Source organism: Pseudomonas sp. P20, assembly GCF_016463925.1.
GTDB lineage: Bacteria > Pseudomonadota > Gammaproteobacteria > Pseudomonadales > Pseudomonadaceae > Pseudomonas > Pseudomonas aeruginosa.
In genome coordinates this window covers 15,300-40,172 of the sequence record NZ_JAEMVM010000002.1, presented here as the reverse complement: position 1 = coordinate 40,172, position 24,873 = coordinate 15,300, and the positions used below count along the sequence as shown (strand labels likewise).

Here is a 24,873-nt window from a genome sequence, read left to right as displayed (position 1 = left end):
GCCGCCTAGAGCGCTGCCAACTGGTCGAGCGTGACGATCCGCGCGATGCCGCCCAGGACCTCGATGGAGCGCCGGTGCTCCTCGTCGCTGGCCGCCGCGCAGGCCTCCTCCAACACCAGCACTTGGTAGTCGCGATCGTGCGCATCGCGCGCGGCGGCCTGCACAGCCCAGGTCGTACTGACACCGGCGAGCACCAGGCGCTCGATCCGCCTCGCCCGCAACACGGCCTCCAGGCGCGTGGCATAGAAGGCGCTGATGCGCGGCTTGAGCACTTCCATCTGCACGGCATCCCGCTTCAGGTCAGGATGAAATGCGCAACCGCGCCCGCAGAGGTCGAGAGCGCCGAGTGCCTGCGCGGCAGCGAAGATCGGCGAATGTTCCGGCAGGTCCGGATAGCCGGGCTCGAAGCCCACCCTCACCGCGATCCGCAGCCAGCCACGCTGCTCGGCGACGGCGAGAGCGCGGTTGAAACGCGCGACCACGCCACGCAAGGCGGCCTGTTCTGCACAGCGGGCAATCCTACCGTCGGGATGCATGATATCGACGATGTAGTCGAGACCGATCAGTGCTGTGTTCATCGGGAACTCCTCTTCCATCTGCCGGAACCCAAAGCCCTGGATTCAGGGCTCCTCGAATTGCGCCAGGCGTGTCAGCAACGGACCGGCCGCCGCCAGCAGGGCGCGCTCGCTCTCGTCGAGACAGGCGTGCATGGCACGCACCAGCCATTCTTCGCGCTTGGCGCGGTTGCCGTAGAGATTTCGCCGGCCCTCCGAGCTCAGCGACACGCGGGTTCTGCGCCCATCTTGCGGATCGGCGTGACGGACGATCAGCCCTCCGCGTTCCAGTTCGCGCAGCAGCGCGGCCAGATTCGACGAGCGCATCCGCTCGGCGGCGGCCAGCTCGGAAGGTGTGACGTCGCCGCCAAGGCGGTCGATCGCGCCAAGCACGACCAGTTGCGAGAATTGCACCGGATCGGCCTGCGCCTCGCGACGCAGGCGGCGGGTCAGGGTGGTGACCTGGCTGCGCAGATGCGCTGCCAGTTGGAGATCCTGGTTGGTGGGCATATTTATCTACATAATCATAGCTATATTTTCATAGCAAAATAACACATCCAACGCCGCCCGCCATGGGACCCGACCGACGGCACGACAGCTGAAATGAAAGAGCCCCGCACTAGGGCGGGGCTCTTGCTTGCCGTCAGTCCGGTCGCATCAGGGGATGCAGACACCGTGCTGGCTGCTCTGCGCCAGGTCCATCAGCTCGCGGTTGGCCACGGCGTACATGGCGTAGTCGGTACCCGACGCGGCACGCAGTTCGACCAGCATCGCCCGCCAGCGCTCGACCAGCGGCAGGTGCTGTTCCAGCCACAGGCCGACGCGAGCCTCGACCTCCTTCGGTCCGTCCTGCATCTGCAACACCGAGACGGTGATCGCCCGCTGCTGCCAGTCGAGGTCGTCGCGGAACGCCTCGCGGGCCAGCGCCTGCCAGTTGTTCTCCACCGGCAGGTTGGTGATCTGTTGCAGGTACCAGGTCAGGTCCAGCGCGCTGCCCACGGCGAAATAGGCCTTGGCCACTTCCGCGGTGTCCTGGCCGGTCACGTCGGACGCCTCGATGATCGGCAGCAGCGTGTACAAGTGGCTGGTACCGGCCACCATGCGTGCCAGCAGTTCCGGCACGCCGGCGTCGACGTAGGTCTGGTAGCGCGCCTGCCACAGCTCGCGGGTCGGCCCTTCGAGCAGCTCGTTGAGCTTCAGGCCGAGGGCGGCGATGCGCGGGCCGAAGTGGGCCACGTCGCGCGCCGCGTCCAGCTCGTTGCGGCGGCTGCGGAGGAACCAGCGGGTGGCGCGGCGACCGAGACGCATCAGTTCGTCCATCAGGGTCAGCTGGATATCAGCGGGCACCTGGTAGTCGAGGTTCTCGATCTGGCGGAACCAGTGCGGCAGGTGGAACACGTCGCGGACGATCACGTAGGCCCCGGCGACGTTGGCCGCGCTCATGCCGGTGGACTCCTTCAGGCGCTGCACGAAGGTGATGCCCATGTGGTTGACCAGGTCGTTGGCGATCTGCGTGCTGACGATCTCGCGCTTCAGGCGATGGCGGCGCATGGCGTCGCCGAACTTCTCCGCCAGCAATGCCGGGAAGGCGGTCTCCATGTCGCGGGTCAGGTAGTCGTCGTCCGGCACCAGCGATTTCAGCAGCGATTCCTTGAGGTCGATCTTGCTGTAGGAGATCAGCACCGACAGCTCGGCGCGGGTCAGCCCCTGGCCGGCACTGATGCGTTCCGCCAGCTCCTCGTCGGAAGGCAGGAACTCCAGGGCGCGATCGAGCTTGCCACGCGCCTCGAGGTCGCCCATCAGCCGCTTGTACTCGGCGATCCGCTCGCGGGCGCGACGTTGCGCCAGGGACAGCGCCTGGGTCTGCTTGTAGTTGTTGCCCAGCACCAGGGCGCCGACCGCGTCGGTCATCTTCACCAGCAGCGCGTTGCGCTGCTTCTCGGTCATGTCGCCGGCCTGCACCACTTCGTTGAGCAGGATCTTGATGTTGACCTCATGGTCGGAGCAGTCCACGCCACCGGCGTTGTCGATGAAGTCGGTGTTGTTGGCACCGCCGTGCAGGCCGAACTCGACCCGCGCCAGTTGGGTCATGCCCAGGTTGCCGCCCTCGCCCACCACCTTCGCGCGCAGCTCGCGGCCGTCGACGCGCAGACCGTCGTTGGCCTTGTCGCCGACATCGGCGTGGGTTTCCTTGCTCGACTTCACGTAGGTGCCGATCCCGCCGTTCCAGAGCAGGTCGACCGGCGCCTTGAGCAGCGCATGGATCAGCTCGGTGGGCGCCAGCCTGTCGGCCTGGATGTCGAAGCGCGCCTTCATTTCCGGGGTGATGGCGATGCTCTTGGCGCTGCGCAGGAAGATCCCGCCGCCGGCGGAGATCAGCTTGGCGTCGTAGTCGGCCCAGCTCGAACGCGGCAGGTTGAACAGGCGCTGGCGCTCGACGAAGCTGCTGGCGGCGTCCGGGTTCGGGTCGATGAAGATATGCATGTGGTTGAAGGCGGCCACCAGTTGCAGCTTGTCCGACATCAGCAGGCCGTTGCCGAACACGTCGCCGGCCATGTCGCCGATGCCGATGACGCTGATGTTGTCCTTCTGCACGTCGATGCCGCGCTCGCGGAAGTGCCGTTGCACGCTGACCCAGGCGCCCTTGGCGGTAATCCCCATGCCCTTGTGGTCGTAGCCGGCGGAGCCGCCCGAGGCGAAGGCGTCGCCGAGCCAGAAGCCGTACTCGGCGGCGATGCCGTTGGCGATGTCGGAGAAGGTCGCCGTGCCCTTGTCCGCGGCGACCACCAGGTAGGGATCGTCCTCGTCGTGGCGGACCACGTTGGCCGGCGGCACCACTTCGCCTTCCTTGAGGTTGTCGGTGATATCGAGCAGGCCGGAAATGAAGATCCGGTAGCAGGCGATCGCCTCGGCCTGGATCTCGTCGCGGCTACCGCCAAGCGGCAGGCGGCGCGGGACGAAGCCGCCCTTGGCGCCGACCGGCACGATCACCGCGTTCTTCACCTGCTGGGCCTTGACCAGGCCGAGCACCTCGGTGCGGAAGTCTTCCTCGCGGTCCGACCAGCGCAAGCCGCCGCGAGCCACCTTGCCGCCGCGCAGGTGCACGCCCTCGACGCGCGGCGAGTAGACGAAGATCTCGTACTTGGGCACCGGCCTGGGCAGCTCCGGAATGGCCTTCGGGTTGAACTTGAAGCTGAAGTAGCTCTTGTTCTGGCCGTTGCCGTCGGGCTGGTAGAAGTTGGTCCGCAGGGTCGCCTTGATCAGGTCGAGGTAGCGCCGCAGGATGCGGTCCTCGTTGAGCACCTGGACTTCGTCGAGGGCACCGAGGATCGCCTGCTCCAGCTTCTGTTGCTTGTCTTCCAGGTCTTCCGCGGTGAGTTTGCGCGCCAGGTAGAAGCGGGTCTTGAACAGCCGCACCAGCTCGCGGGCGATGTCGGTGTGGGCATTCAGCGCACTGGCGATGTAGCCGAGGTCGAAGCCCAGGCGGATCTGCTTCAGGTAACGCGCGTAGGCACGCAGCAGGGCGACGTCGCGCCACGGCAGGTTGGCGGTCAGCACCAGGCGGTTGAAGGCGTCGTTCTCGGCGTCGCCGCTGACGATGTGGACGAAGGCGTCCTGGAGGATCTCGTTGAGCTGCTGGATGTCCACGTCCAGCCCTTCGGCGTAGGTGAAGGCGAAGTCGTGGATCCAGTATTCGCGGCCGTTCTGGTGGCGCAGGCGGTAGGGGAATTCGCCGAGCACGCGCAGGCCGAGGTTCTCCAGGATCGGCAGGACGTCGGACAGGGCCAGCGGGGTGTCGGCGTGGTACAGCTTGCAGTGCAGTTGCTGCTCGCCCTGCGCCAGCGGCTGGTAGAAGCTCATCACCAGCGGGCGCTGCTCGGAGAGGCTGAGCAGGTGCTGCAGGTCGACCACCGCGAAGTGCGGGGCGAAGCGCTCGCGGTAGCCGGCCGGGAAGCCTTTCGGGAAGTCAGCCAGGACGTTGGTGCCCTTGGCCTCGCCGAGGTTTTCCACCACCAGGCTGCTGTAGTCGTCCTGCCAGGAACGGCAGGCCTGGATCACTTCTTCCTCCAGGCGCGCCGGGTCGATGTCGATGCGCGACTTCGGGTCGACGCGGAGGATGAACTGCACGCGGGCCAGCACCGACTCGGAGAAGAAGGTCCAGAACTCGCAGTCGCTGGCCTGCAGGCGCTCCATCAGGACCTGCTGGATCTTCAGGCGCGTCTCGGTGGAATACACGTCGCGCGGCACGTAGGCCAGGCAGTAGCAGAAGCGACCGTAGGGGTCCTTGCGCAGGAACACGCGGATCTTGTTGCGCTCCTGGATGCGGACGATCGCCAGGGCGGTGCTGAACAGCTCGTCCACCGGGGTCTGGAACAGGTCGTCGCGCGGCAGTACTTCCAGCACCTGGGCCAGTTCCTTGCCGAGGTGGGCCTTGGTGTCGAAACCGGAGCGCCGCATCACTTCGGCGACCTTGCCGCGGATGAAGGGGATGTCGTTGACGCTCTCGTTGTACACCGAGGAGGTGAACAGGCCCATGAAGCGGCACTCGCGGATCACCCGGCCCTTGCCGTCCAGCTCGCGGATCGACACGTAGTCCGGGTAGGCCGGGCGGTGCACACGGCTCGGATGGGCAGCCTTGGCGAAGGACAGCAGGACCGGTTCGCGCAGGTAGGCGACGGCATAGTCCTCGATGTGCAGGTCATCCTTGCTCAGGCCGGCACGCAGCAGACGGGTCAGGCCGAGGAAGGATTTCTCGTCGTAGACCATGCGCCCGCCGTCGGCCTCGTCGGCGACGCTGAATTCCTCGTAGCCGAGGAAGGTGAAGTGGTTGTCCAGCAGCCATTCGAGATAGCTGCGTACTTCCTTCAGTTCCTCCGCCGGCACCTTCAGCTTGGCCTTGCCAAGCCAGGTCAGCAGTTCGCGGGCCTTGGCCTTCATCGGTTCGAAGTCGGCGACGGTCACGCGTACTTCACCGAGCACTTCCAGGATGGCCTTCTCCAGCGCCCGCAGTTCGCCGGCGTGGGCGCAACGGTCGATCTCCAGGTACATCAGCGATTCCTGGCTGACGTCCTTGCCCTGGCTACCCTTGGGCAGGATTTCCTTCAGCTCGCCCTTGGCCGAGCGGCGCACGCTGAGGACGTTGGTCTGCAGGGTATGGATGCTGTAGCCGCGGCGGTTCAGTTCCATGCGCACCGAGTCGACCAGGAACGGCAGGTCCGGGTGCAGCACTTCCACCGCGGTGTGGGTGGATTGCCAGCCGTGCTTCTCGTAGTCGGGGTTGTATACGCGGACTTCGGGCTGGTCGCGGTCGAAGCGCTCCAGCAGGCGCCAGGCGGAAAGGGTGCAACCGACCAGGTCGGAAAGCCGACGCTGGGTCAGTTCATCGAGGGAGATCAGGCTGAAGAACTGTTCGGCGAACAGCGTGACTTGTGGTAACGCCTTGTCGCCGAGGTGCTGCGCCAGTGCCGTCTGCAGTTGATGCTGGAAATCGGCTTTGCTGGCCGCGGTGAAGAACGCCATGGTTGTACTCCGCTTGGCTTGTTATTTCATGGAGGCGAGCGGTTCGCGGGAAAGGTCGCGAGCAACGCACCTTCGGACCGACCCTCGCTGCGTCCATGAAGTTCAGCAGAAGCTGAGCATTAATCCAGGCAGGCAGGCGCACAGCAAAGGCTGACCGGGAACCGCCCTTTTCGGCGAGCGACCCGCCGGTCATATCCGACAGAGCTTAACGAGCCGGCAAGGCAAAACACTTACCGTGCTGCGACATATTCGTTCACCCCGGGAGCATCGGCTCACTGCACCGGCAGGAAATGCATGAACAGCAGTCCCTGGGCGTAGTTCACGCTGATCCGCCGGTAGCGTTCGCCGAGCACCTCGGCGAGCAGGTCCAGGCGCGCGACGATCTTGGCGAACTCGCGGGCGTAGCTGAGGTTGCTGGCGTCGTCGGTGAGGGCGTTGGAAAGCAGCAACGGGGCACCCTTGTCGTCCTTGCGGGTAGCCAGCATCCAGGTGGCGACCTCGACGTTGCGCGCGGCGTTGTAGACGTACTGCGCGTCGATCCCCTGGTAGACGTAGAACTCGGTGCGCCCGCCATGGGCGGTGATCAGCATGCTGGCCAGGGAGTATATGAAGGCACCGACGCGGTCGCCCTTGAACGCCGGATCGAGGGAGTAGGACAGTGCGGCGATGTCGCGGCGGCCGCCCAGGTCGCTGAGTTCGCGGTTCTGCTCGATGGCCCGGCGGATCGCCAGCTCGGCGTCGGCCTGGCTCGGCAGGCCGGTCTTCTTCCATTCGGCGGGATTGCGCTTGTACAGCTTCCAGAGCAACTGGTAGAGGCTTTGCAGGTTGTCGCGCATGGCCAGGGTGGCCATGCGATCGGCATCGGTCTGGAGGAATTCGCCAGCGCGCATCGAACCCTGGCTGGTGTCCTCGCCGGCGGCGTTGCGCGGCGCGTTCGAACATCCGCTGGCGAGCGCGCCGAGCAGCAACAGCAGCCCACCGACCCAGCGCCGCCACCCACGCCGGGCGCGGCCCTCCCCCTTGCGCCGGGCAAGCCCCGGCAATGTCGCTCCTGACAAACGCTCTGTCCATTCGCTGTTCGCATCGCGGAAACCGACCCGCCTGAGCCGGCGAAGTTCCCCGGGCGCGTCGATCCGCCGCGCTTCGCGAGGCAGGTCACGGCGAGAGGCGGAGGCTTTTCACCGGCATACCCGCGCGGGTTCACGAATAGGCGCGGCACGAGCGTCGGAGAGTACGCTAGGCAGTCGCCGTGCGCTAACATGTGCGGGATCGGGGGGCGTCATCCGCCGCAGAGCGGAGCCTTCTCCCCGCCCGCGCGCGCCGGCCTCGCCGTGCGCCACCGAGCGACACCCCAGCAGGCCTTGGAACCGGTAGTCCAGACAATGAGCAACGAGCCAGAAAGCACGCAGCACAAGAGCGCCCTGCAGGGACTGAAGGGCTACCTGTCGAGCCAGATCCTCGGCCAGGAAAAACTCGTCGACCGCCTGCTGATCGCGCTGCTAGCCGACGGCCACCTGCTGGTGGAAGGCGCGCCGGGACTGGCCAAGACCAAGGCCATCAAGGACCTCGCCGAAGGCCTCGAAGCCGAGTTCCACCGTATCCAGTTCACTCCCGACCTGCTCCCCGCCGACATCACCGGCACCGAGATCTACCGTCCGGAGACCGGCACCTTCGTGTTCCAGCAAGGCCCGATCTTCCATCACCTGGTGCTGGCCGACGAGATCAACCGCGCCCCGGCCAAGGTGCAGTCGGCGCTGCTCGAAGCCATGGCCGAGCGCCAGGTTTCGGTCGGCCGCAGCACCTACGACCTGCCACAGCTGTTCCTGGTGATGGCGACACAGAACCCGATCGAGCAGGAAGGTACCTACCCGTTGCCGGAAGCCCAGCTCGACCGCTTCCTCATGCACGTCAAGATCGGCTACCCGGAGGCCTCGGTGGAACGCCGCATCCTCCAGCAGGCGCGTGGCGAGGCACTGAACGGCGAGGCCCGGCCGGAGCGCCGGGTGACCCAGGAAACCATCTTCGCCGCGCGCCAGGAAATCCTCGGCCTGTACATGGCCGACGCGGTGGAGGAATACCTGGTGCAACTGATCATGGCCACCCGCACCCCGGCCAAGCACGACGCGGAACTCGCCGAATGGATCTCCTACGGCGCCAGCCCGCGCGGCTCCATCGCCCTCGACCGCTGCGCGCGCGCCCACGCCTGGCTGGCCGGACGCGACTTCGTCAGCCCCGAGGACATCCAGGCGGTGCTGTTCGACGTGCTGCGCCATCGCCTGATCCTGACCTTCGAGGCGGAAGCCGCCGGCATCGACCAGGACCGGGTCGTGCAGCGCATCCTCGACGTGGTCGCCGTGGCCTGAGGCCGCCGCCATGCTGAGCGCCGCCCCGGGCGTCGAACTGGGCCTCGACGAGCTTCTGGAAATGCGCCACCGGCTCCACGAAGCGCGCCTGTTCTCCTCGCAGAACCGCCGCAGCCCACTGGTCGGCCTGCATCACTCGCGCCTGCGCGGACGCGGCGTGGACTTCGACCAGGTGCGCATCTACCAGCCCGGCGACGACGTACGGACCATCGACTGGCGCGTCACCGCGCGCACCCGCGAGCCGCACACCAAGCTGTTCCACGAGGAACGCGAGCGACCGGTGTTCGTCCTGGTCGAACAGAGCCAGCGCCTGTTCTTCGGCTCCGGCCTGTGCTTCAAGGCGGTGCTGGCGGCACGCGCGGCGGCCTTCATCGGCTGGTCGGCGCTGGCCCACAACGACCGTATCGGCGGCCTGGTATTCAGCGACCGCGACTGCCACGAAATCAAGCCGCGACGCAGCAAGCACAGCCTGCTGCAACTGTTCAACCAGCTATTGCGGGCCAATCGCGAGCTGCGCGAGACGCCGGCCGAGCGGCCTGGCGAACTGTTCGGCCTGGCCCTGCGCCGCGCCCGCGAAGTGCTGCGCCCGGGCAGCCTGATCCTGGTGCTGTGCGACGAGCGCACCCTCAATGACGTCGCCGAGCAGCAACTCAGCCTGATCGCACGCCATACCGACCTGGTGCTGCTGCCGCTGTCCGACCCGCTCGACCATGCCCTTCCCGCCGCCGGACTGCTGCGCTTCCGCGAAGGCGCCGCCGACCTCGAGCTGGACACCCACGCCGACGAGCTGCGCCAGGCCTATCGCGAACTGGCCGAGGCGCGCCGCGCGCGCTGGCAGCGGCTGGCCCAGCGACTGGGCGTGCCGCTGCTGCCGCTGTCGACCCAGGAAGACCTGGTGGAGCAGTTGCGGGACCTGCTGGAACAACACCAGCCGGGGTATCGCGCATGAACCCGCTCGACCGGCTGGAACCGCTGATCGCCCCCCCGCCCGTCGGCTGGTGGCCGCCGGCGCCCGGCTGGTGGTTGCTGGCCGCCCTGCTGCCGTTGCTCGGCTGGGGGCTCTGGCGACTGCGCCGGCACCTGCCGCGGCGCACCATCGCCACCCGCGGCGAAGCGCCGCTGGATCCGCTGCGCGAAGCGGCCCTGGCCGAACTGGCGGCGCTTGCCAAGCCCTACGGCAGGGCTTCCGCCGGACCCTGGCTGCAAGCCATCAACGGCCTGCTCAAGCGGGTCTGCAGGGCGCGCTGGCCAGATAGCGGCAGCCACGCCCTCAGCGGCCGCGCCTGGCTGGCGTTCCTCGACAACCGTTGCCCGGCCGCCGGCCTGACCCGCTGGATGATCCTGGTGGAAGGCGGCTACCGCGCCGACTGCACCCTCGACGACAAGGCCGTGGACGGCCTCGACGCCGCCGTCGCCACCTGGATTCGCAAGCATGTTTGAGTTCGCCTGGCCCTGGGTCTTCGCCCTCGCCCCGTTGCCCTGGCTGCTGCGTCTGGTGCTGCCGGCCGCCGACAGCGGCGAGGCGGCGCTCAAGGTGAGCTTCCTCGACGAACTCGAAAGCCTCGCCGGACGTCGTGCCCGCGCACGCCTGCCGGCCTGGCGGCAGCAGGTGCGCTTCGCCCTGCTCTGGTTCCTCCTGCTGCTCGCCGCGGCCCGCCCGCAGTGGGTCGGCGACCCCCTGCCGCTACCCGCCAGCGGCCGCGACCTGCTGCTCGCGGTGGATGTCTCCGGTTCCATGGACTACCGCGACATGCGCTGGCAGGACGACGAGATCAGCCGCCTGGAACTGATCAAGAAACTCTTCGGCGACTTCATCGAAGACCGTCGTGGCGACCGCGTCGGCCTGATCCTGTTCGGCAGCCAGGCCTACCTGCAGGCGCCGCTGACCTTCGACCGGCACACCGTGCGGGTCTGGCTGGACGAGGCGCAGATCGGCATCGCCGGCAAGAACACGGCGATCGGCGACGCCATCGGCCTGGCGGTCAAGCGCCTGCGCCAGCGGCCTGCGGAAAGCCGGGTGCTGGTGCTGATCACCGACGGCGCCAACACCGGCGGACAGATAGCCCCGCAGATCGCCGCGCAACTGGCCGCCGAGCAACAGGTGAAGATCTACACCATCGGCATCGGCGCCGACCCGCAGCAAGGCGGCGTGCCCGGCCTGTTCGGCTTCAACCCGGGGCTCGATCTCGACGAGCCGACCCTGCGCGGTATCGCCGAGAGCACTGGCGGCGAATACTTCCGCGCGCGATCCAGCGCCGAGCTGGAAAGCATTTCCGCGACCCTCGACCGCCTCGAACCGGTCGCCCAGCAGACTACCCGGGCGCGCCCGGCCCTGGCGCTGTACAGTTGGCCGCTGGCCGCCGCCCTCGGCCTGAGTGTGCTGCTGGTGGCGCTGGAACTCTGGCCACGGGAAAACCGGACCTGGCCGCGCCGCCGTTCCGGGAGGCAACCATGAACCTGTTGCTGGACGCCTGGCCGCACTGGCTGCGCCCCTACTGGCTGCTGCTGGCGCCGCTGCTTGGCTGGTTGCTGTGGAAGCTGCTGCATCGCCAGCGTCGTGCCGGACGCTGGCAGTTGCTGTTGCCGACGGCCTTCCAGCCCTGGCTGCTGGTCGGCGGCGCCGGGCGGCAGAACCGCATGCCCTGGATCTGCCTCGGCATCGCCTGGCTGCTGGCCCTGCTGGCCTTGCTCGGGCCCAGTTGGCAGCAACTGGAACAGCCCTCGATGAAGCGTAGCGACCCGCTGGTGGCGATCCTCCAGCTGACTCCCGGGATGCTTGCCGGCGACCTGTCGCCGACCCGCCTGGAGCAGGCCCGGCGCAAGCTGCTCGACCTGCTTCGCACGCGCAACGACGCGCAGACCGCGATCGTCGTCTACGCCGGCAGCGCGCATACCCTGGTGCCGCTGTCGGACGACCAGCTCACCGCGCGCAACCTGCTCGACGCCCTGAAACCTTCGATCATGCCCGAGCCCGGCCAGCGCGCCGACCTCGCCGTGCGCCAGGCCCTCGACCTGCTGGAACAGGGCGCCCAGGGCCGCGGCCGCCTGCTGCTGCTGACCAGCGAGCTGAGCGAACCCGAGCGCCAGGGCATCCGCAGCGCCCTTGAGCACCGGGCGGCGCGCCTCGCCGTGCTCGGCGTCGGCACGCCGAAGGGCGCTCCGGTGCAGCAGGAGGATGGCAGCTTCCTCAAGGACGACCAGGGCGGCATCCTCCTGCCCAGGCTCGACGAAAGCGGGCTGCGCCGCTTCGCCGCGGAGATCGGCGCCGGCTACCAGCGCCTGCGGCCGAACGACCGCGACCTCGACAGCCTCGGCCTGCTGGCCCGCGGCGGCACGCTGGAGGAAGATCGCGAGAACGCCCTGCTGCGCCTGCAGCGCTGGGCCGACCAGGGTTACTGGCTGCTCCTGCCGCTGCTCCTGCTGGCCGCCTGTGCCGGACGGCGCGGCTGGCTGTTCTGCCTGCCGCTGTTGATGCTGAGCCTGCCGCAACCGGCCATGGCCTTCCAGTTCGAAGACCTCTGGCTGCGTCCGGACCAGCAAGGCCAGCGCCTGTTGCAACGGGGCCAGGCGGACGAGGCGGCGAAGCGCTTCGAGGACTTCCGCTGGAAAGGCCTGTCGCTCTACCAGGCCCGCGACTACGCCGCCGCGGCCCAGGCCTTCGCCCAAGGCGACCAGGCCGACGATCACTACAACCGTGGCAACGCCCTGGCCCGCCAGGGCGAACTGGAAGCCGCCGTCGACGCCTACGAACAAGCCCTGGAGCGCCAGCCGCAACTGGTCGCCGCGCAACGCAACAAGGCCCTGGTCGAGGAACTGCTGCGCCAACGCCAGGAACAGGCGGCGCAGCAGCAGGCCGGCGAGAACAAGGAACAGCGCCAGGAAGCGAGCCAGCAGAGCCCGCCATCCGGAAGCAGCCAGCGGCCGCCGCGCGACGCGGCGACCGTCGATGCGCAGAAGGCCCAGGCCGCGGCGCCCTCGACCAGCCTGCCGGAAGACGAAGGCGAGAAGACCGCCGGAGCACCCGGCCAAGCGCAGCCGCAGCCCAACGCCGAGGACGAGCGGACGGGCGACGAGGAAGCCGACGACGGACTCGACGACGAACGTCGCCAGGCCCTCGAGCAATGGCTGCGACAGATTCCCGACGATCCCGCCGAATTGCTGCGGCGCAAGTTCTGGTACCAACAGCAGCAACGCCAGGAAGCCACGCCATGATCCGCCTGTTCTGCAGCCTGCTTCTCGCGCTCCTCTGCGTTTCCGCCCATGCCAGCTTCAGCGCCAGCGTCGACCGCGCCCGCCTGACCGAAGGGGAAAGCGTCGAACTGACGCTGGAATCGGACGACCCGACCCTCTTCGGCAAACCCGACCTGAGCCCGCTGGACGCCCTCTTCGAGGTCCTCGGCACGCGCCAGGTCAACCGTCTCGCCACGCAGAACGGCCGGGCCCAGGCCACCACCCGCTGGATCGTCACCCTCCTGCCGAAGCAGAGCGGCTACGTGGCGATCCCGCCGATCAGCCTCGGCGCCAGCAGCACCCAGCCGATCAGGCTGCACGTACTGGAGGCGCGCGACCGCGCCAAGAGCAGCAAGCTGGCGCCGGTCTTCATCGATGCCAGCGTCGACCAGGAGACAGTCTACGTGCAGGCCCAGGCGATCCTCACCCTGCGCATCTACCACTCGGTGTCGCTATACGACGACAGCAGCCTGACCCCGCTGGCGATGAACGACGCGAAGGTCGAACAGCTCGGCGAGGCGCGCACCTACGAGAAGGAGATCAACGGCATCCGCCACGGCGTGATCGAGGTGCGCTACGCGATCTTCCCGCAGAAGAGCGGCACCCTGGAGATTCCTGCGCAAGCCTTCAGTGCGACCCTGGTCGACCGTGGCAGCGACGACTACAACCCCTTCGGCCCGCGCCCCGGCCGGCAGATGCGGGTGACTTCGCCGAGCATCCCGCTGCAGGTCCGGCCCAAGCCCGCCGACTATCCGGCCGACGCGCCCTGGATGCCGGCCCGCGCGCTGAGCATCAGCGAAAGCTGGAGCCCGCAGCCGGAGCAGGCACAGGTCGGCGAATCGCTGACGCGCAACGTGCTGCTGAAGGTCGAGGGGCTTTCCGGCACCCAGCTTCCGCCGTTGCCGCTGCCCGACGTGCAAGGCCTGCGGCGCTACCCGGACCAACCGCAGCTGGCCGACCAGAGCACCGACCAGGGCCTCATCGGCAGTCGCGAGGAGCGCGAGGCGCTGGTGCCCGAGCAGGCCGGGCGCATCGAGTTGCCGGCGCTCGAAGTGGTCTGGTGGAACACCCGCGAAGACCGCCTGGAGCGCACCAGCCTGCCACCGCGCACCCTGGAAGTGGCCGCCGCGCCGCAGGCCGAGGCGGAGCCGCCGGCGGCGGCGCTGCCGCTCGGCGAACGCCTGGAGCCGACGCTCTGGCCCTGGCAACTGGCTACCGCCGTGCTGGCCCTGACCACCCTGCTCGGCTTCGGCCTCTGGTGGCGCGCCCGCCAGCTGCCGGCGGTGATCCGCGCCGCGGCCAACGGCCCGAGCAGCCGCAGCCTGCTCGACGAGCTGCGCCGCGCCTGCCTGGCCAACGATCCCCAGGCGACCCGCCAGGCCTTGGACGCCTGGGCCCGTCAGCAACCCGATACCCTGGCCGACATGGCGGCCCGCTTCGTACCGCTGTCCGACGCCCTGGATGGCCTCAACGGCGCGCTGTACAGCGAGAGCGGCCATTCCTGGCAGGGCGAGGACCTGTGGCGGGCGATCCGCGCCCTGCCCACCACGGAACAAGCGCCGGCGGGAGCGGTCGACAATGGCGGCCTGCCACCGCTCTATCCGCGCTGAACGGCGCTATGGTTAGGACTGGCACGACATTCCGATTCCGCAAGAGGGCCCGCATGCGCTTCCGTACCCTGTACCTCGTCCTGTGCGGCCTGCTCCTGGGCCACGCCGCGACGGCCGCCGAACCGCCGACCGCGCCCACGCCGCCGACGCAGCCGGCCGAAGGGCCGGGCGGCGCGGACTATCGCCATGCCAGCGTGCATCAGTGGCACTTCGGCGAAGGCGCTCGCGAATACTGGGTGTTCACCCCCGAGCAACCGGTCCCCGGCAACGCTCCGCTGGTGATCTTCCTGCACGGCTGGAGCGTGATGCAGCCGGACCTCTACCGCGCCTGGATCGACCATATCGTCCGCCGCGGCATGGTGGTGGTCTACCCGCGCTACCAGCCGGACCTGAAGACGCCCAACGCAGACTTCCTCGACAATGCCGCCGGCGCCCTCGGCGACGCCCTCAGGCGCCTGCAGGCCGGCGAGCTGGGGGTGCGCCCGCGGCTGAACCAGGTCGCCTACCTCGGCCACTCCGCCGGCGGACTGCTCGCCGCCAACCTGGCGGCCGCCAGCGAACGCCTGAAGCTGCCGGCGGCGAAGGCGCTGATGGTGGTCGAGCCCGGCAAGAGCCAGGGCAAGCGCTGGGACGGCGTGGCCCAGGAACGCCTGTCGGGGCTGGCCAAGGGCACCCTGCTGCTGGCGGTCTGCGGCGACGAGGACAGCCACGTGGCCTGCACCGACGCCAAGCGCATCTACCGCCAGAGCCGGCACATTCCGCCCAGCGACAAGAACCTCCTGCTGCTGCGCAGCGATCGCCACGGCGCTCCGCCGCTGCTGGCCAACCACGCGGCACCCACCGCGCCGGTATTCGGCCCGCAGTATCCGAAGGAAGAAGACAGCGACTGGTTGCTCGACCGCGTCGAGAAGCGCCTCGAAGTCCAGCAGGCCGAAGGCCGCTATACCGGCCACGACCCGCTGGTGATCGACGCCCTCGACTGGTACGGCACCTGGAAGCTGTTCGATGGCCTCACCGACGCGGCGTTCTACAACCGCAACCGCCAGTACGCCCTGGGCGCTACGCCGGAGCAGACCGGCATGGGCCAGTGGAGCGACGGCACCCCGGTGAAGCCGATCAAGGTGCTCAAGTAGGCGCGGGCAACGCCCGCGGCGAACCAGGCACAGCGTCCCATCCGTCATGCGAACAGATACCATGCATATCCACGTACTCGTCGTCGAAGACAACTTCGATCTCGCCGGCACCGTCATCGACTACCTCGAGGCCGCCGGGGTGGTCTGCGATCACGCCCGCGACGGCCAGGCCGGCCTCAACCTGGCGCGCGCCAACCGCTACGACGTGATCCTGCTGGACATCATGCTGCCGCGCATCAACGGCCGGCAGGTCTGTCGCCAGCTACGCGAAGCCGGCCTGCAGACCCCGGTACTCATGCTCACCGCCCTGGATACCCTGCAGGACAAGCTCGACGGCTTCGACGCCGGCGCCGACGACTACCTGCTCAAGCCCTTCGAACTGCCGGAGCTGCTGGTCCGCCTGCAAGCCCTCAGCCGGCGCCGCAGCGGCCAGGCCCAGCGCCTGCAGGTCGACGACCTGGTGATGGACCTCGACAGCCGCCAGGCCAGCCGCGGCGGCACGCCCCTGGCGCTGTCCCCCACCGCCTGGAAGATCCTTGAGTGCCTGATGCGCGCCAGCCCCGCGCTGGTCACCCGCGAGCAGCTGGGGCGCAGCGTCTGGGGCGACGAACCGCCGGAAAGCAACACCCTCAACGTGCACATGCACCACCTGCGCAGCACCGTCGACAAGGGGTTCGCCACCCCTCTGATCCATACCCTGCACAGCGTCGGCTTCCAGCTGGAGCGCAAATGAAACGCGGCCTGAGCCTGATCCCCATCGTCGGCGGCGGCGTCACCCTGATCCTCGCCGGGGTGTTGCTGGTCTACACGCGCATGCTCGGCGACTACGGCGAGACCGGCGCCCTCTACCTGCTCAGCATGATGATGGAAGAGGAAGGGCTGTACTTCGCCCAGCGCTACCAGGAAGACCCGGCTACGCCGGCGCCGGACAGCTACTACTTCAAGGGCAGCGTCGGCACCGCGGGGCTGCCGCCGAAACTCAGGGAGATGCTCGACACCCCGCCCTACAAGAGCATCGGCGCCATGCAACTGCTCGGCAACTGGGACGACGATGACGAAGAGGAGGATGACGACGCGCCCAGCGACGATGCCTACGTGGTGGTCCGCCAGCCACTGGCCGACGGCAAGACGCTCTACCTCTACGACAACGACGCCGCCGGCAGCATCGACACGCCGCTGTCCGACGCCATCATCGACGCCCGCGTCAGGCAGACCTGGATCGTCACCCTATCGGTCACCCTGCCTTCGCTGGCCGCCGTCGGCCTGCTGGTCTGGTTCATCGTCGCGCCGTTGCGCAAGCTGACGCGCTGGTCGATGACCCTCGACGACCTCGCCCCGGACAGCCAGCGGCCGCGCTTCAACTACCGCGAACTCAACGTGCTGGCGGATACCCTGTGGAACAGCGTGACCCGGATCAAGGACTTCAGCCAGCGCGAGGAACGCTTCCTGCGCTACGCCAGCCATGAGCTGCGCACCCCGCTGGCGGTGATCGGCATGAACCTGGAGCTGCTCGACCAACCCGGCCGCGCGCCCTCCCCGCATGCCTTGCAACGCATCCGCCGCTCGGCGCTGGGCATGCAGCAGATGACCGAGACCCTGCTCTGGCTCAGCCGCGAGAGCGGCGAACTGCGCGACGACGGACACATCGAGGTCGGCCGCCTGCTGGAGGAACTGCTCGAGGAACAGCAGGCGCTGAGCCAGCGCCGCGGCCTGACCTTCCACCTCGACGTGGAGCCACACAGCCTGCCGCAGACCCGCGCACGGATCATCATCGGCAACCTGCTGCGCAACGCCCTGCAGTACAGCGACGAGGGCGTGGTGGAAATCGTCGTGCGCGACCGCAGCCTGCTGATCAGCAACCCCATCGGCGCGGCCCAGGGCACGGAGGAGTCGATGGCGTTCGGTTATGGCCTGGGCCTCGACCTGGTCCAGCGCCTGTGCCAGAAGAGCGGCTGGCGCCTGCATTACAGCAGCGACGAGCAGCGCTTCCGCTGCGAGCTGCTGTTCCCCGCCACACCGGACTGAAGCGCGGCGGCCTTCCTCCGCACAAAAAAACCGCGGCCTGGGCCGCGGTCTTGGCGGGGCTCGGCGCGACTCAGTGAGCGAACACCGAGGCCTTCCTGGCCTGCAGCTTGGCCGGGTTGATCAGGAAACGCGCCAGGGCCGGCAGCAGCCAGAGGGCGCCGAACATGTTCCAGAGCAGCATGAAGGTCAGCATCAGGCCCATGTCGGCCTGGAACTTGATCGCCGAGAAGATCCAGGTGGCCACGCCGATCGCCAGGCACAGGCCGGTGAACAGCACCGCCTTGCCGGTGGAGCGGAGGGTCTCGTAGTAGGCCTCCTGCAACGGCAGGCCCATGCGCAGGAAAGACTCCAGGCGGGTGTAGATGTAGATCCCGTAGTCCACCCCGATGCCGACGCCGAGGGCGATCACCGGCAGGGTCGCGACCTTCACGCCGATGCCCAGCGCCGCCATCAGCGCGTTGCCCAGCACCGAGGTGAGGATCAGCGGCAGGACGATGCAGAGGGTCGCGGCGAAGGAACGGAAGGTGATCATGCACATGGCCGCCACGCAGATGTACACCAGAACCAGGATGATCAGTTCGGACTGCTTGATCACCTCGTTGGTGGCGGCCTCGATCCCGGCGTTGCCGGCGGCCAGCTGGAACTGCAGGTCGTCCTTGTCGTTCTCCGCGGCGAAGGCCTGCACCGCCGCCACCGCGCGGTCGAGGGTCTCGGCCTTGTGGTCGTTGAGGAAGACCAGCAGCGGCGCCAGCGAGCAGTCGGTGTTGTAGAGACCGTCGGCACGGGCGATGGAGTTGTTCAGCACGTCCTGGTTGCGCGACAGGGTCTCCCATTTCAGGTTGCCTTCGTTCATCCCCTTGATCACCTGCTTGGACACGGTGACCATCGAGATCGCCGACTGCACACCCTCGGTGTTCTCCAGCTTCCAGGCCAGCTCGTCCATGGCCGCCAGGGCCTGGTGGGTGGAGCAGCCTTCCGGGGAGGTCTTGACCATCACCACCAGCACGTCCGAACTGGTCGAGTAGTTGCGGATGATGAAGTCGTTGTCGAGGTTGTAGCGCGAGTCGGGACGCAGTTCCGGCGCACCCTGGTCGAGGTCGCCGATCTTCAGGTGCTTGCCATACCAGAGGCCGCCGCCGAGCATCAGCAGGGCGATGGCGATGGACACCGGGGCCACCTTCGGGCTGGCGAAGTTCGACAGCAGGCGCCAGAACGGGTGCTCGCGCACCGCGTCATCCTTGCTGCGCTGCACCGCCTTCTTGCTGATGCCGATGTAGGAGATCGCCACGGGCAGCAGGATCAGGTTGGTGAAGACGATCACCGCCACGCCGATCGAGGCGCCGATGGCCAGCTCGCGGATCACCCCGATGTCGATCACCAGCAGGGTGATGAAGCCGACGGCGTCGGCGAGGATCGCTATCATCCCCGGCAGGAACAGTTGGCGGAAGGTCAGCCGCGCCGCCATCAGCGCATTGTCGGCGCCGCTGGACTGCAAGGCGATGCCATTGATCTTCTGCACGCCGTGGGAAATACCGATGGCGAAGATCAGGAACGGCACCAGCATCGAATAGGGATCGAGGCCGAAACCGACCAGGTTGAGCAGGCCGAGCTGCCAGAGCACCGCGACCAGGGTGGTGATCAGCACGGCGATGGTGCTGCGGATGCACTTGGTGAACCAGTACAGCAGGACCAGGGTGATCAGCAGGCAGATACCGAAGAAGCCGACCACCATCACCAGCCCGTCGATCAGGTCGCCGACCTTCTTCGCGAAGCCGACGATGTGCACCTTCACGTTGGGATTCTGCAACTGGTACTTGTCGCGGATCTTCTCTTCCAGCTCATGGGAGAACTGGCGGTAGTCGAGCTTGATCAGTTCGCTCTGGTTCTTCGGGTTCGGGTACATCTCCAGCAGCGGTACGTCGACGATGCTCGACTTGAAGTTGTTCGCCACCAGGCGGCCGATCTGCCCGGACTTGAGCACGTTGTTGCGCAGTTCCTCCAGCGCCCGCGGCGAACCGTCGTAGGTCTGCGGGATCACCTCGCCGCCGGCGAAGCCTTCCTCGGTCACTTCGGTCCAGCGCACGCTGGGGCTCCACAACGACTTCAGGCCGGAACGGTCGACGCCGGGGATGTAGAACACCTCGTCATGGATCTGCCGGAGCGTCTCCATGTACTCCTTGGTGAAGATGTCGCCGTTCACCGCCTCCACCGAGATGCGCACGGTGTTGCCGAGGTTGGCCAGGTCGTTGCGGTGCTCGAGCATTTTCTGGATGAACGGGTGCTCCAGCGGGATCATCTTCTCGAAGCTGGTGGACGGCCGCACCTGGGTGGCCTGGTAGAACAGGAAGACGCTGACCAGCAGGCAGAGGAAGATCACCACCGGCCGGTTGTTGAAGATCAGGCGTTCGAGCAGGCTCGCCTTGTTTTGCTGATGCTGGTTCATGGCACTCATGCGACCCCCGCCTTATTGTTGTTGTTCGAGCGCGGCACCGTTCGCCGCAGCGAGGTGCACGCCGCCCTGGCCGACCAGGATCAGGTGGCCGTCGCCGGTGGCGCTGACGCCGGCCAGGGACAGCCGGTCGGGACGGTTGAACACGCTGAAGCTGCGCCCGCCGTCGGTGCTTTCGAGGACACTGCCGCCGTGGCCGACCACGACGATACGCCCGTCCGCCAGCAGCGCGCCGTCGGAGAGACCGAATTCCAGGTCGCCGGACGCCGCCTTCAGCGGTATCTCTTCCCAGCTGTCGCCGAAATCGGCGGAGCGGAACAGGTGGCCGCGCAGGCCGTAGACCAGCACGCCGCCCGCATCGGCGGTACCGATGGCGCCGAACAGCGAGCCCTCGTAGGGGCCTTCGAGTTTTTCCCAGGTGGCGCCCCAGTCCTTCGAGCGGAACAGGCTGCCGGCTTCGCCGACCACCAGCAGGCCGTTGTCCTTGACCGCGGCGATGGCGTTGAGGTGGAACTGGTCCTCGTTGTCCAGGCGCTCGCTGACGTCTTCCCAGTGCTGGCCGCCGTCGCGGGTCTCCAGCAGCGCGCCATAGGCACCGACGGCCAGGCCGTGCTGTTCGTCGGCGAACCAGATGTCCAGCAACGGCGCTTCGCGGCCGAGGTCCTCGAACTGCCTGGTCCAGGTGCTGCCGGCGTCGTCGCTGACGAGGATCTGCGCATCGTGCCCGACCGCCCAGCCCTTGCGCTCGTTGACGAAGAACACCGAGGTGAGCAACTGGCGGGTCGGCACCTTGGCCTGGGTCCAGGTCTTGCCGTCGTCGTCGGAGAGCAGGATATGCCCACGGTCGCCGACCGCGACCAGCCGCTTGCCGGCATGGGCGACGCTGAGCAGCAGGCTGCTGGCGGCCTTCGGCGATTCCACGGCGAATTGCGGCGGCGCGGCGGTTGGCGTCGACTCGGCCAGGACCGGGGTGGCGGCGAAGGTCAGAAGAGAAAGCACCCCGAGAAACGACAGGGCCCTGCTGGCCAGGGGCGATCTGGAAGGAATGGCCGGATGCCGCGAAGCGTCCGCGGTTTGGCCGGGCGAAGTGCGCCACGTCATGGGCTCACGCATGGATACCGTCCCCGTTGTTGTTATTAGTGGTTCGTGGTGAGCGTTATATAGCCAGCGTTTGGCGACGGAGACAATTGAAGCCACGTTATCTTTTGTTAAGCGTGTAAGCCGTCTGTAACGGGGGATCGGCGCCGCCCTCCTCCCCGGAGGGAAGCGGTCGGCGCCGGCGAGCGGAGCGATCAGCGGGTGCCGCGGCGGCGCAGGGCCGAGGGCTTGAAGTAGGAGTCGTCCGGTATCGCCTGGGTGAAGTCGATGGTACCCGGCTCCTCGTTGTCCAGGTTCTGCACGTGGTAGCGACGCGCCTGCAGGTCGTGGAACACGTCCAGCGCGCTCCAGGTGTACGGCAGGTCGTAGAAGTTCTTCAGGTAGGCCATCGACACCCGCCACAGTTCGCCGCGACCGTCGTACTGGTCGACCACCGCCGCGCTCCAGCTGTCCTCGTCGAGGTACAGGGTGCGCTTGGAGTAGATATGCCGCGCGCCCGGCTTCAGGGTACCTTCCACCACCCACACGCGGTGCAGCTCGTAGCGGGTGTATTGCGGATCGAGGTGGCCCGGCTTGAGCAGTTCCTCGTACTTCACCTCGGGGCTGCTGACCTTGTAGTTGTTGTAGGGAATGTAGATTTCCTTCTTGCCCAGCAGCTTCCAGTCATAGCGGTCCGGCGCGCCGTTGAACATGTCGGTGTCGTCGGCGGTGCGCAGGCCGTCGGCGGCGGCGATCGGCGTGTCGTAGGCAAGGTTCGGCGCACGCCGCACACGGCGCTGGCCGGCGTTGTAGCCCCAGGCCTGGCGCGGCTCCTTGACCTGGTCGAGGGTCTCGTGCACCAGCACCGCGCCGCCGGCCAGGCGCGCCGGGCTCTTGGTGAACGACAGGTAGTAGAACATCAGGTTGTTCAGGTCGGCGAAGCTGCCGCCCTTGAGGTAGTACTTGAACAGCGCTTCCTGCTGCGAGGTCACCAGCGAATAGCTACCGTTGCGCTGTACCGCGACTTCCGAAGCGCGGCGCACGACATAGGTGCCGCGGTAGCGGGCGACGTGGTTCCACAGCGCCTCCACGCCGCTCTTCGGAATCGGGAACGGCACCCCGCCATAGGCGTCGGCGAACCCGTTGCCGCCGTCCAGCAGCCTGGCGCTGGTGGCATTGGCGAAGGTGTTGTCGTACAGCCACTGCGGCGCCGAGCCGGAACGGCGACTGGGGTAGACCGGCATCCGGAAGCTGTCCGGGTAGGTCTTGAACAGCGCCAGCTGGCCCGGGGTCAGGTGTTCCCTGTACTGCTCCAGGTTGGCCTTGTCGATGGTGAACAGCGGCTTGTCCGCGGCGAACGGGTCCGGGTGGTGCTGGCCCGGCTTGTAGCCGGCCGGCGCCTGGGTGATGCCGCCGGTCCAGGCGGGAATGCTGCCGGCGGCGTTGCCGGCCTTCTCCGCGCCCAGCGGGGTGAGGCTCGACTTCAGTTGCGCCGCCTCGTCGGCGGAAACGCCGGCCAGCGCGCCGCCGCTGCCCAGTGCCAGCGCCAGGGAAGCGCCGATCAGCAGGTGCTTGTTCAACATGAGGGTTCTCCGTGTGAGGTGCCGGGCGCTCGCGGCGCCCGTGTCGTTATCGGTTCGGTCAGAAGGAGTACTTCACGGTCAGGCCGATGTTGTCGCGGTCGCGGATGTTGTTGTTCTGCCCGCCGCCGTAGAACTCGGTGTACTGCAGTTCGCCTTCCAGGCTGTTCAGGTAGGTGGCCTTGATCCCCAGGGTGTAGGCCTTGCGACCTTCGATGAAGTTGCCGGTCTGGTAGGAGTTGCCTTCGAAGTCGTCCTTGTAGACCACGTAGGGCGACACGTTGACCCCGGCGAACACGTCGTTCCAGGTGCCGCTGAGCAGCAGGGTGTAGCCGTAGGCGTTGCGGTTCACCTGGTCGCCACGGTCGCCGCCGGAAACGTACGAGCTGTTGCCGCGCCCGGCATAGTAGCGGGTGCTGCCGTCGTAGGCGGTGTACTTCAGGCTGCTGCCACGCAGGTGTTCCGAGGCCAGCTCGGCGACGCCGGTCAACGAGTCGAAGCTCAGCGACGGGCCGAAGTTGTAGATGGTCCCGAGGGAGGTGTTGAACGCCTCGACCCGCTCGTAGTTGTGGATCTGCCCGCCGAGGCCGACCATCTGCCCGCCGACGTTGATCTGCCCGCCGTTGGCGGCTTCCGCCGCACCGTGGGCGAGGTCGCCGATCAGGTCGTTTGTGGCGGCGATGCCGATCGGCAGGTTCGGCCGATAGGCCAGCTCGCCGAACACCGAGGCGTCGCCCACCGTGGTGTTGAAGCTGAAGCCGTACATGCGGATGTCTTCGGCGAACTCGCGGCGGGCATTGATGTTGCCCATCACGTCGGCGGTCACCAGGCCGTTGGCCAGGGCTTCGGCGAGGTTGCCGGCGATCGGCCGCAGGGTGTTGGCCAGCGCCGCTAGGTCGGCCCCGGCATAGTCGCCGATGTCGGCGTACAGGGTCGGCTCCTTGGAGTGGTAGTTGACGAAGTAGAAGCCGAACTCGGTGCTGTTCAGTTCCTCGGCGATGTAGCGGAAGGCCACGCCGAACTGGCCGTCGTTGCGCGCGTTGATGTCCTTGCCGATGGACGACACCTTCATCACGTTGCCGTAGGCCGGGGTCACGCCGTTGGCATAGAGGCCGGTGTTCTTCAGCGCGCCGCTGAGCAGCGGATTGTTGCCCAGCGCCTGGTACAGGCCGATGACGTTGCCGAAGCCGGGCACCGGGGTGTCCAGCGCGGTACCGGTGAAGTCGCTGTAGCCGGTGTTGCCGCCGTCGGCGAACAGGTCGGTCTCGGAGAAGAAGGTACCGACCGGGTCGAGGCGGGTTTCCTTCCAGTTCCACTGGTAGAAGGTTTCCATCGACAGGTTGTCGGTCAGGCCGATGTTGAAGCTCAGCGCTTCCACCGGCATCAGCACTTCCTTGAGCTCGGAACCGGGCAGGCGGTACTTGGCGGCGTCCACCGGGTTGGTGGTGTTGACCCCGCCACGGTAGAAGATGCCCTCGCCCCAGTTGAACACCTGGCGGCCGAAGCGCGCGCTCAGCGGCATGTTGCCGATGTCCCAGCTGCCGTAGACGTAGGCGTCGAGGATTTCCGCCTTGTGCCCGGCGATGTCGCGGGTCTGGCTGGTGAAACGGTCGTCGTGGGGATAGCTCTGGCTCGGCTGCGATGGATCGTTGTGGCTGTAGTAGTCGTTGCGCTTGTCCATGATCTGGGTGTCATAGAACGCCGTGCCGCGGATGAACACGCCATAGTTGCGCCAGGTCGCCTCCAGGTCCGAGGTGATCTTGTAGACCTCGGAAACCAGGCCGGTATCGAAGTTGCGGTTGCCGTCGTTGGTGTTGATGTCGTTGTTGCTCTTGTCCTGCCCCTGCACCCGCCACAGGGTGCCGTAGGATAGGGTGGTGTCGAGCGAACCGGACACCTCGTTGTCGAGGAAGCTGAATTCGACGGCCTGGGCCTGGCCGCCCAGCAGCGGCAGCAGCCCGGCGAAGGCGAAGCCGGCCCGGGCCGGCGCGGAGCGCAGCCGGGGCTGGCGGTTGGGGATGTACATCGGGAACTCACTCCATGTGGTCATGCGTTGGGCGCCGCCACTGCGGGCGGTTCGCCGTTCGGCCGTTTCTCTGCGGCCTTGTTATGGGTGGTCGCGGCGTCACCGGCCTCGCATCGACGAAAGGGAACCGCGCGACGAGGCAGTGCAACCGGGATGCCAATTCAACGGAATCCTCCAGGCAATTCAATGGATTGCGAAAAAAACAGGACTTCCTGCGGGATGACTGTTCATTCACTGACCAGAAAACAGGAAGTGTCCGACAAAACGCGCCAGGCGAATTTCGCCGGTGGCGCGAAAAGTCCCTTC

General features: G+C 67.4%; 17 protein-coding genes. 9 read left to right on the top strand and 8 right to left on the bottom strand.

Annotated features, from left to right (window positions below):
- Positions 1–5: 5 nt before the first annotated feature.
- From JHD77_RS01170 to JHD77_RS01155, 4 genes are all read right to left on the bottom strand, one after another.
- Positions 6–578: an isochorismatase family cysteine hydrolase gene (locus JHD77_RS01170; protein ID WP_003103486.1), complete on the bottom strand. Its 573-nt coding sequence runs from the start codon at positions 576–578 to the stop codon at positions 6–8.
- A gap of 42 nt (positions 579–620) precedes the next feature.
- Positions 621–1,064 carry a MarR family winged helix-turn-helix transcriptional regulator gene (locus JHD77_RS01165; RefSeq protein WP_003109601.1) on the bottom strand — a complete coding sequence of 148 codons (444 nt, stop codon included), beginning with the start codon at positions 1,062–1,064 and terminating at the stop codon, positions 621–623.
- Positions 1,065–1,211: 147 nt separating this feature from the next.
- Positions 1,212–6,074 carry an NAD-glutamate dehydrogenase GdhB gene (gene gdhB, locus JHD77_RS01160; protein ID WP_003103491.1) on the bottom strand — a complete coding sequence of 1,621 codons (4,863 nt, stop codon included), beginning with the start codon at positions 6,072–6,074 and terminating at the stop codon, positions 1,212–1,214.
- Between the two features lie 272 nt (positions 6,075–6,346).
- Positions 6,347–7,117, bottom strand: coding sequence for a hypothetical protein (locus JHD77_RS01155; RefSeq protein ID WP_003091293.1), 771 nt, complete (start codon positions 7,115–7,117; stop codon positions 6,347–6,349).
- 339 nt (positions 7,118–7,456) lie between these two features.
- Here JHD77_RS01155 and JHD77_RS01150 point away from each other — a divergent pair, with 339 nt between their 5' ends.
- From JHD77_RS01150 to cprS, 9 genes are all read left to right on the top strand, one after another.
- Positions 7,457–8,437 (top strand): AAA family ATPase, encoded by a 981-nt coding sequence (locus tag JHD77_RS01150; protein ID WP_003103494.1) that lies wholly within the window; start codon positions 7,457–7,459, stop codon positions 8,435–8,437.
- A 10-nt stretch (positions 8,438–8,447) separates the two neighbouring features.
- A complete protein-coding gene (locus JHD77_RS01145) occupies positions 8,448–9,386 on the top strand; it encodes a DUF58 domain-containing protein (protein WP_003091295.1) in 939 nt (312 codons plus the stop codon).
- Positions 9,383–9,877, top strand: coding sequence for a DUF4381 domain-containing protein (locus JHD77_RS01140; protein WP_003107434.1), 495 nt, complete (start codon positions 9,383–9,385; stop codon positions 9,875–9,877). Before JHD77_RS01145 ends, JHD77_RS01140 begins: the two co-directional genes overlap by 4 nt.
- Positions 9,870–10,892: a vWA domain-containing protein gene (locus tag JHD77_RS01135; protein ID WP_004350938.1), complete on the top strand. Its 1,023-nt coding sequence runs from the start codon at positions 9,870–9,872 to the stop codon at positions 10,890–10,892. The genes JHD77_RS01140 and JHD77_RS01135 overlap by 8 nt, the downstream gene beginning before the upstream one ends.
- Positions 10,889–12,649, top strand: a complete 1,761-nt coding sequence (locus JHD77_RS01130) for a VWA domain-containing protein (protein WP_003119769.1) — start codon at positions 10,889–10,891, stop codon at positions 12,647–12,649. Before JHD77_RS01135 ends, JHD77_RS01130 begins: the two co-directional genes overlap by 4 nt.
- A complete protein-coding gene (locus JHD77_RS01125; RefSeq protein ID WP_003113945.1) occupies positions 12,646–14,277 on the top strand; it encodes a BatD family protein in 1,632 nt (543 codons plus the stop codon). The genes JHD77_RS01130 and JHD77_RS01125 overlap by 4 nt, the downstream gene beginning before the upstream one ends.
- Positions 14,278–14,330: 53 nt before the next feature.
- Positions 14,331–15,410 carry an alpha/beta hydrolase fold domain-containing protein gene (locus tag JHD77_RS01120; protein WP_003105002.1) on the top strand — a complete coding sequence of 360 codons (1,080 nt, stop codon included), beginning with the start codon at positions 14,331–14,333 and terminating at the stop codon, positions 15,408–15,410.
- Between the two features lie 61 nt (positions 15,411–15,471).
- A complete protein-coding gene (cprR, locus tag JHD77_RS01115) occupies positions 15,472–16,143 on the top strand; it encodes a cationic peptide response regulator transcription factor CprR (protein ID WP_003091311.1) in 672 nt (223 codons plus the stop codon).
- Positions 16,140–17,435: a cationic peptide sensor histidine kinase CprS gene (gene cprS, locus JHD77_RS01110; protein WP_003105000.1), complete on the top strand. Its 1,296-nt coding sequence runs from the start codon at positions 16,140–16,142 to the stop codon at positions 17,433–17,435. The genes cprR and cprS overlap by 4 nt, the downstream gene beginning before the upstream one ends.
- A gap of 70 nt (positions 17,436–17,505) precedes the next feature.
- On the opposite strand, the gene JHD77_RS01105 is transcribed toward cprS, so the two are convergent.
- The 4 genes from JHD77_RS01105 to JHD77_RS01090 all read right to left on the bottom strand — a co-directional run bounded on the left by JHD77_RS01105 (position 17,506) and on the right by JHD77_RS01090 (position 24,567).
- A complete protein-coding gene (locus JHD77_RS01105; RefSeq protein WP_003104998.1) occupies positions 17,506–19,887 on the bottom strand; it encodes an efflux RND transporter permease subunit in 2,382 nt (793 codons plus the stop codon).
- A 12-nt stretch (positions 19,888–19,899) separates the two neighbouring features.
- Positions 19,900–20,997, bottom strand: coding sequence for a WD40/YVTN/BNR-like repeat-containing protein (locus tag JHD77_RS01100; RefSeq protein ID WP_023091158.1), 1,098 nt, complete (start codon positions 20,995–20,997; stop codon positions 19,900–19,902).
- Between the two features lie 179 nt (positions 20,998–21,176).
- A complete protein-coding gene (locus JHD77_RS01095; RefSeq protein ID WP_034022135.1) occupies positions 21,177–22,544 on the bottom strand; it encodes a DUF1329 domain-containing protein in 1,368 nt (455 codons plus the stop codon).
- A 58-nt stretch (positions 22,545–22,602) separates the two neighbouring features.
- A complete protein-coding gene (locus tag JHD77_RS01090; protein ID WP_003104994.1) occupies positions 22,603–24,567 on the bottom strand; it encodes a DUF1302 domain-containing protein in 1,965 nt (654 codons plus the stop codon).
- Between the last annotated feature and the right edge of the window lie 306 nt (positions 24,568–24,873).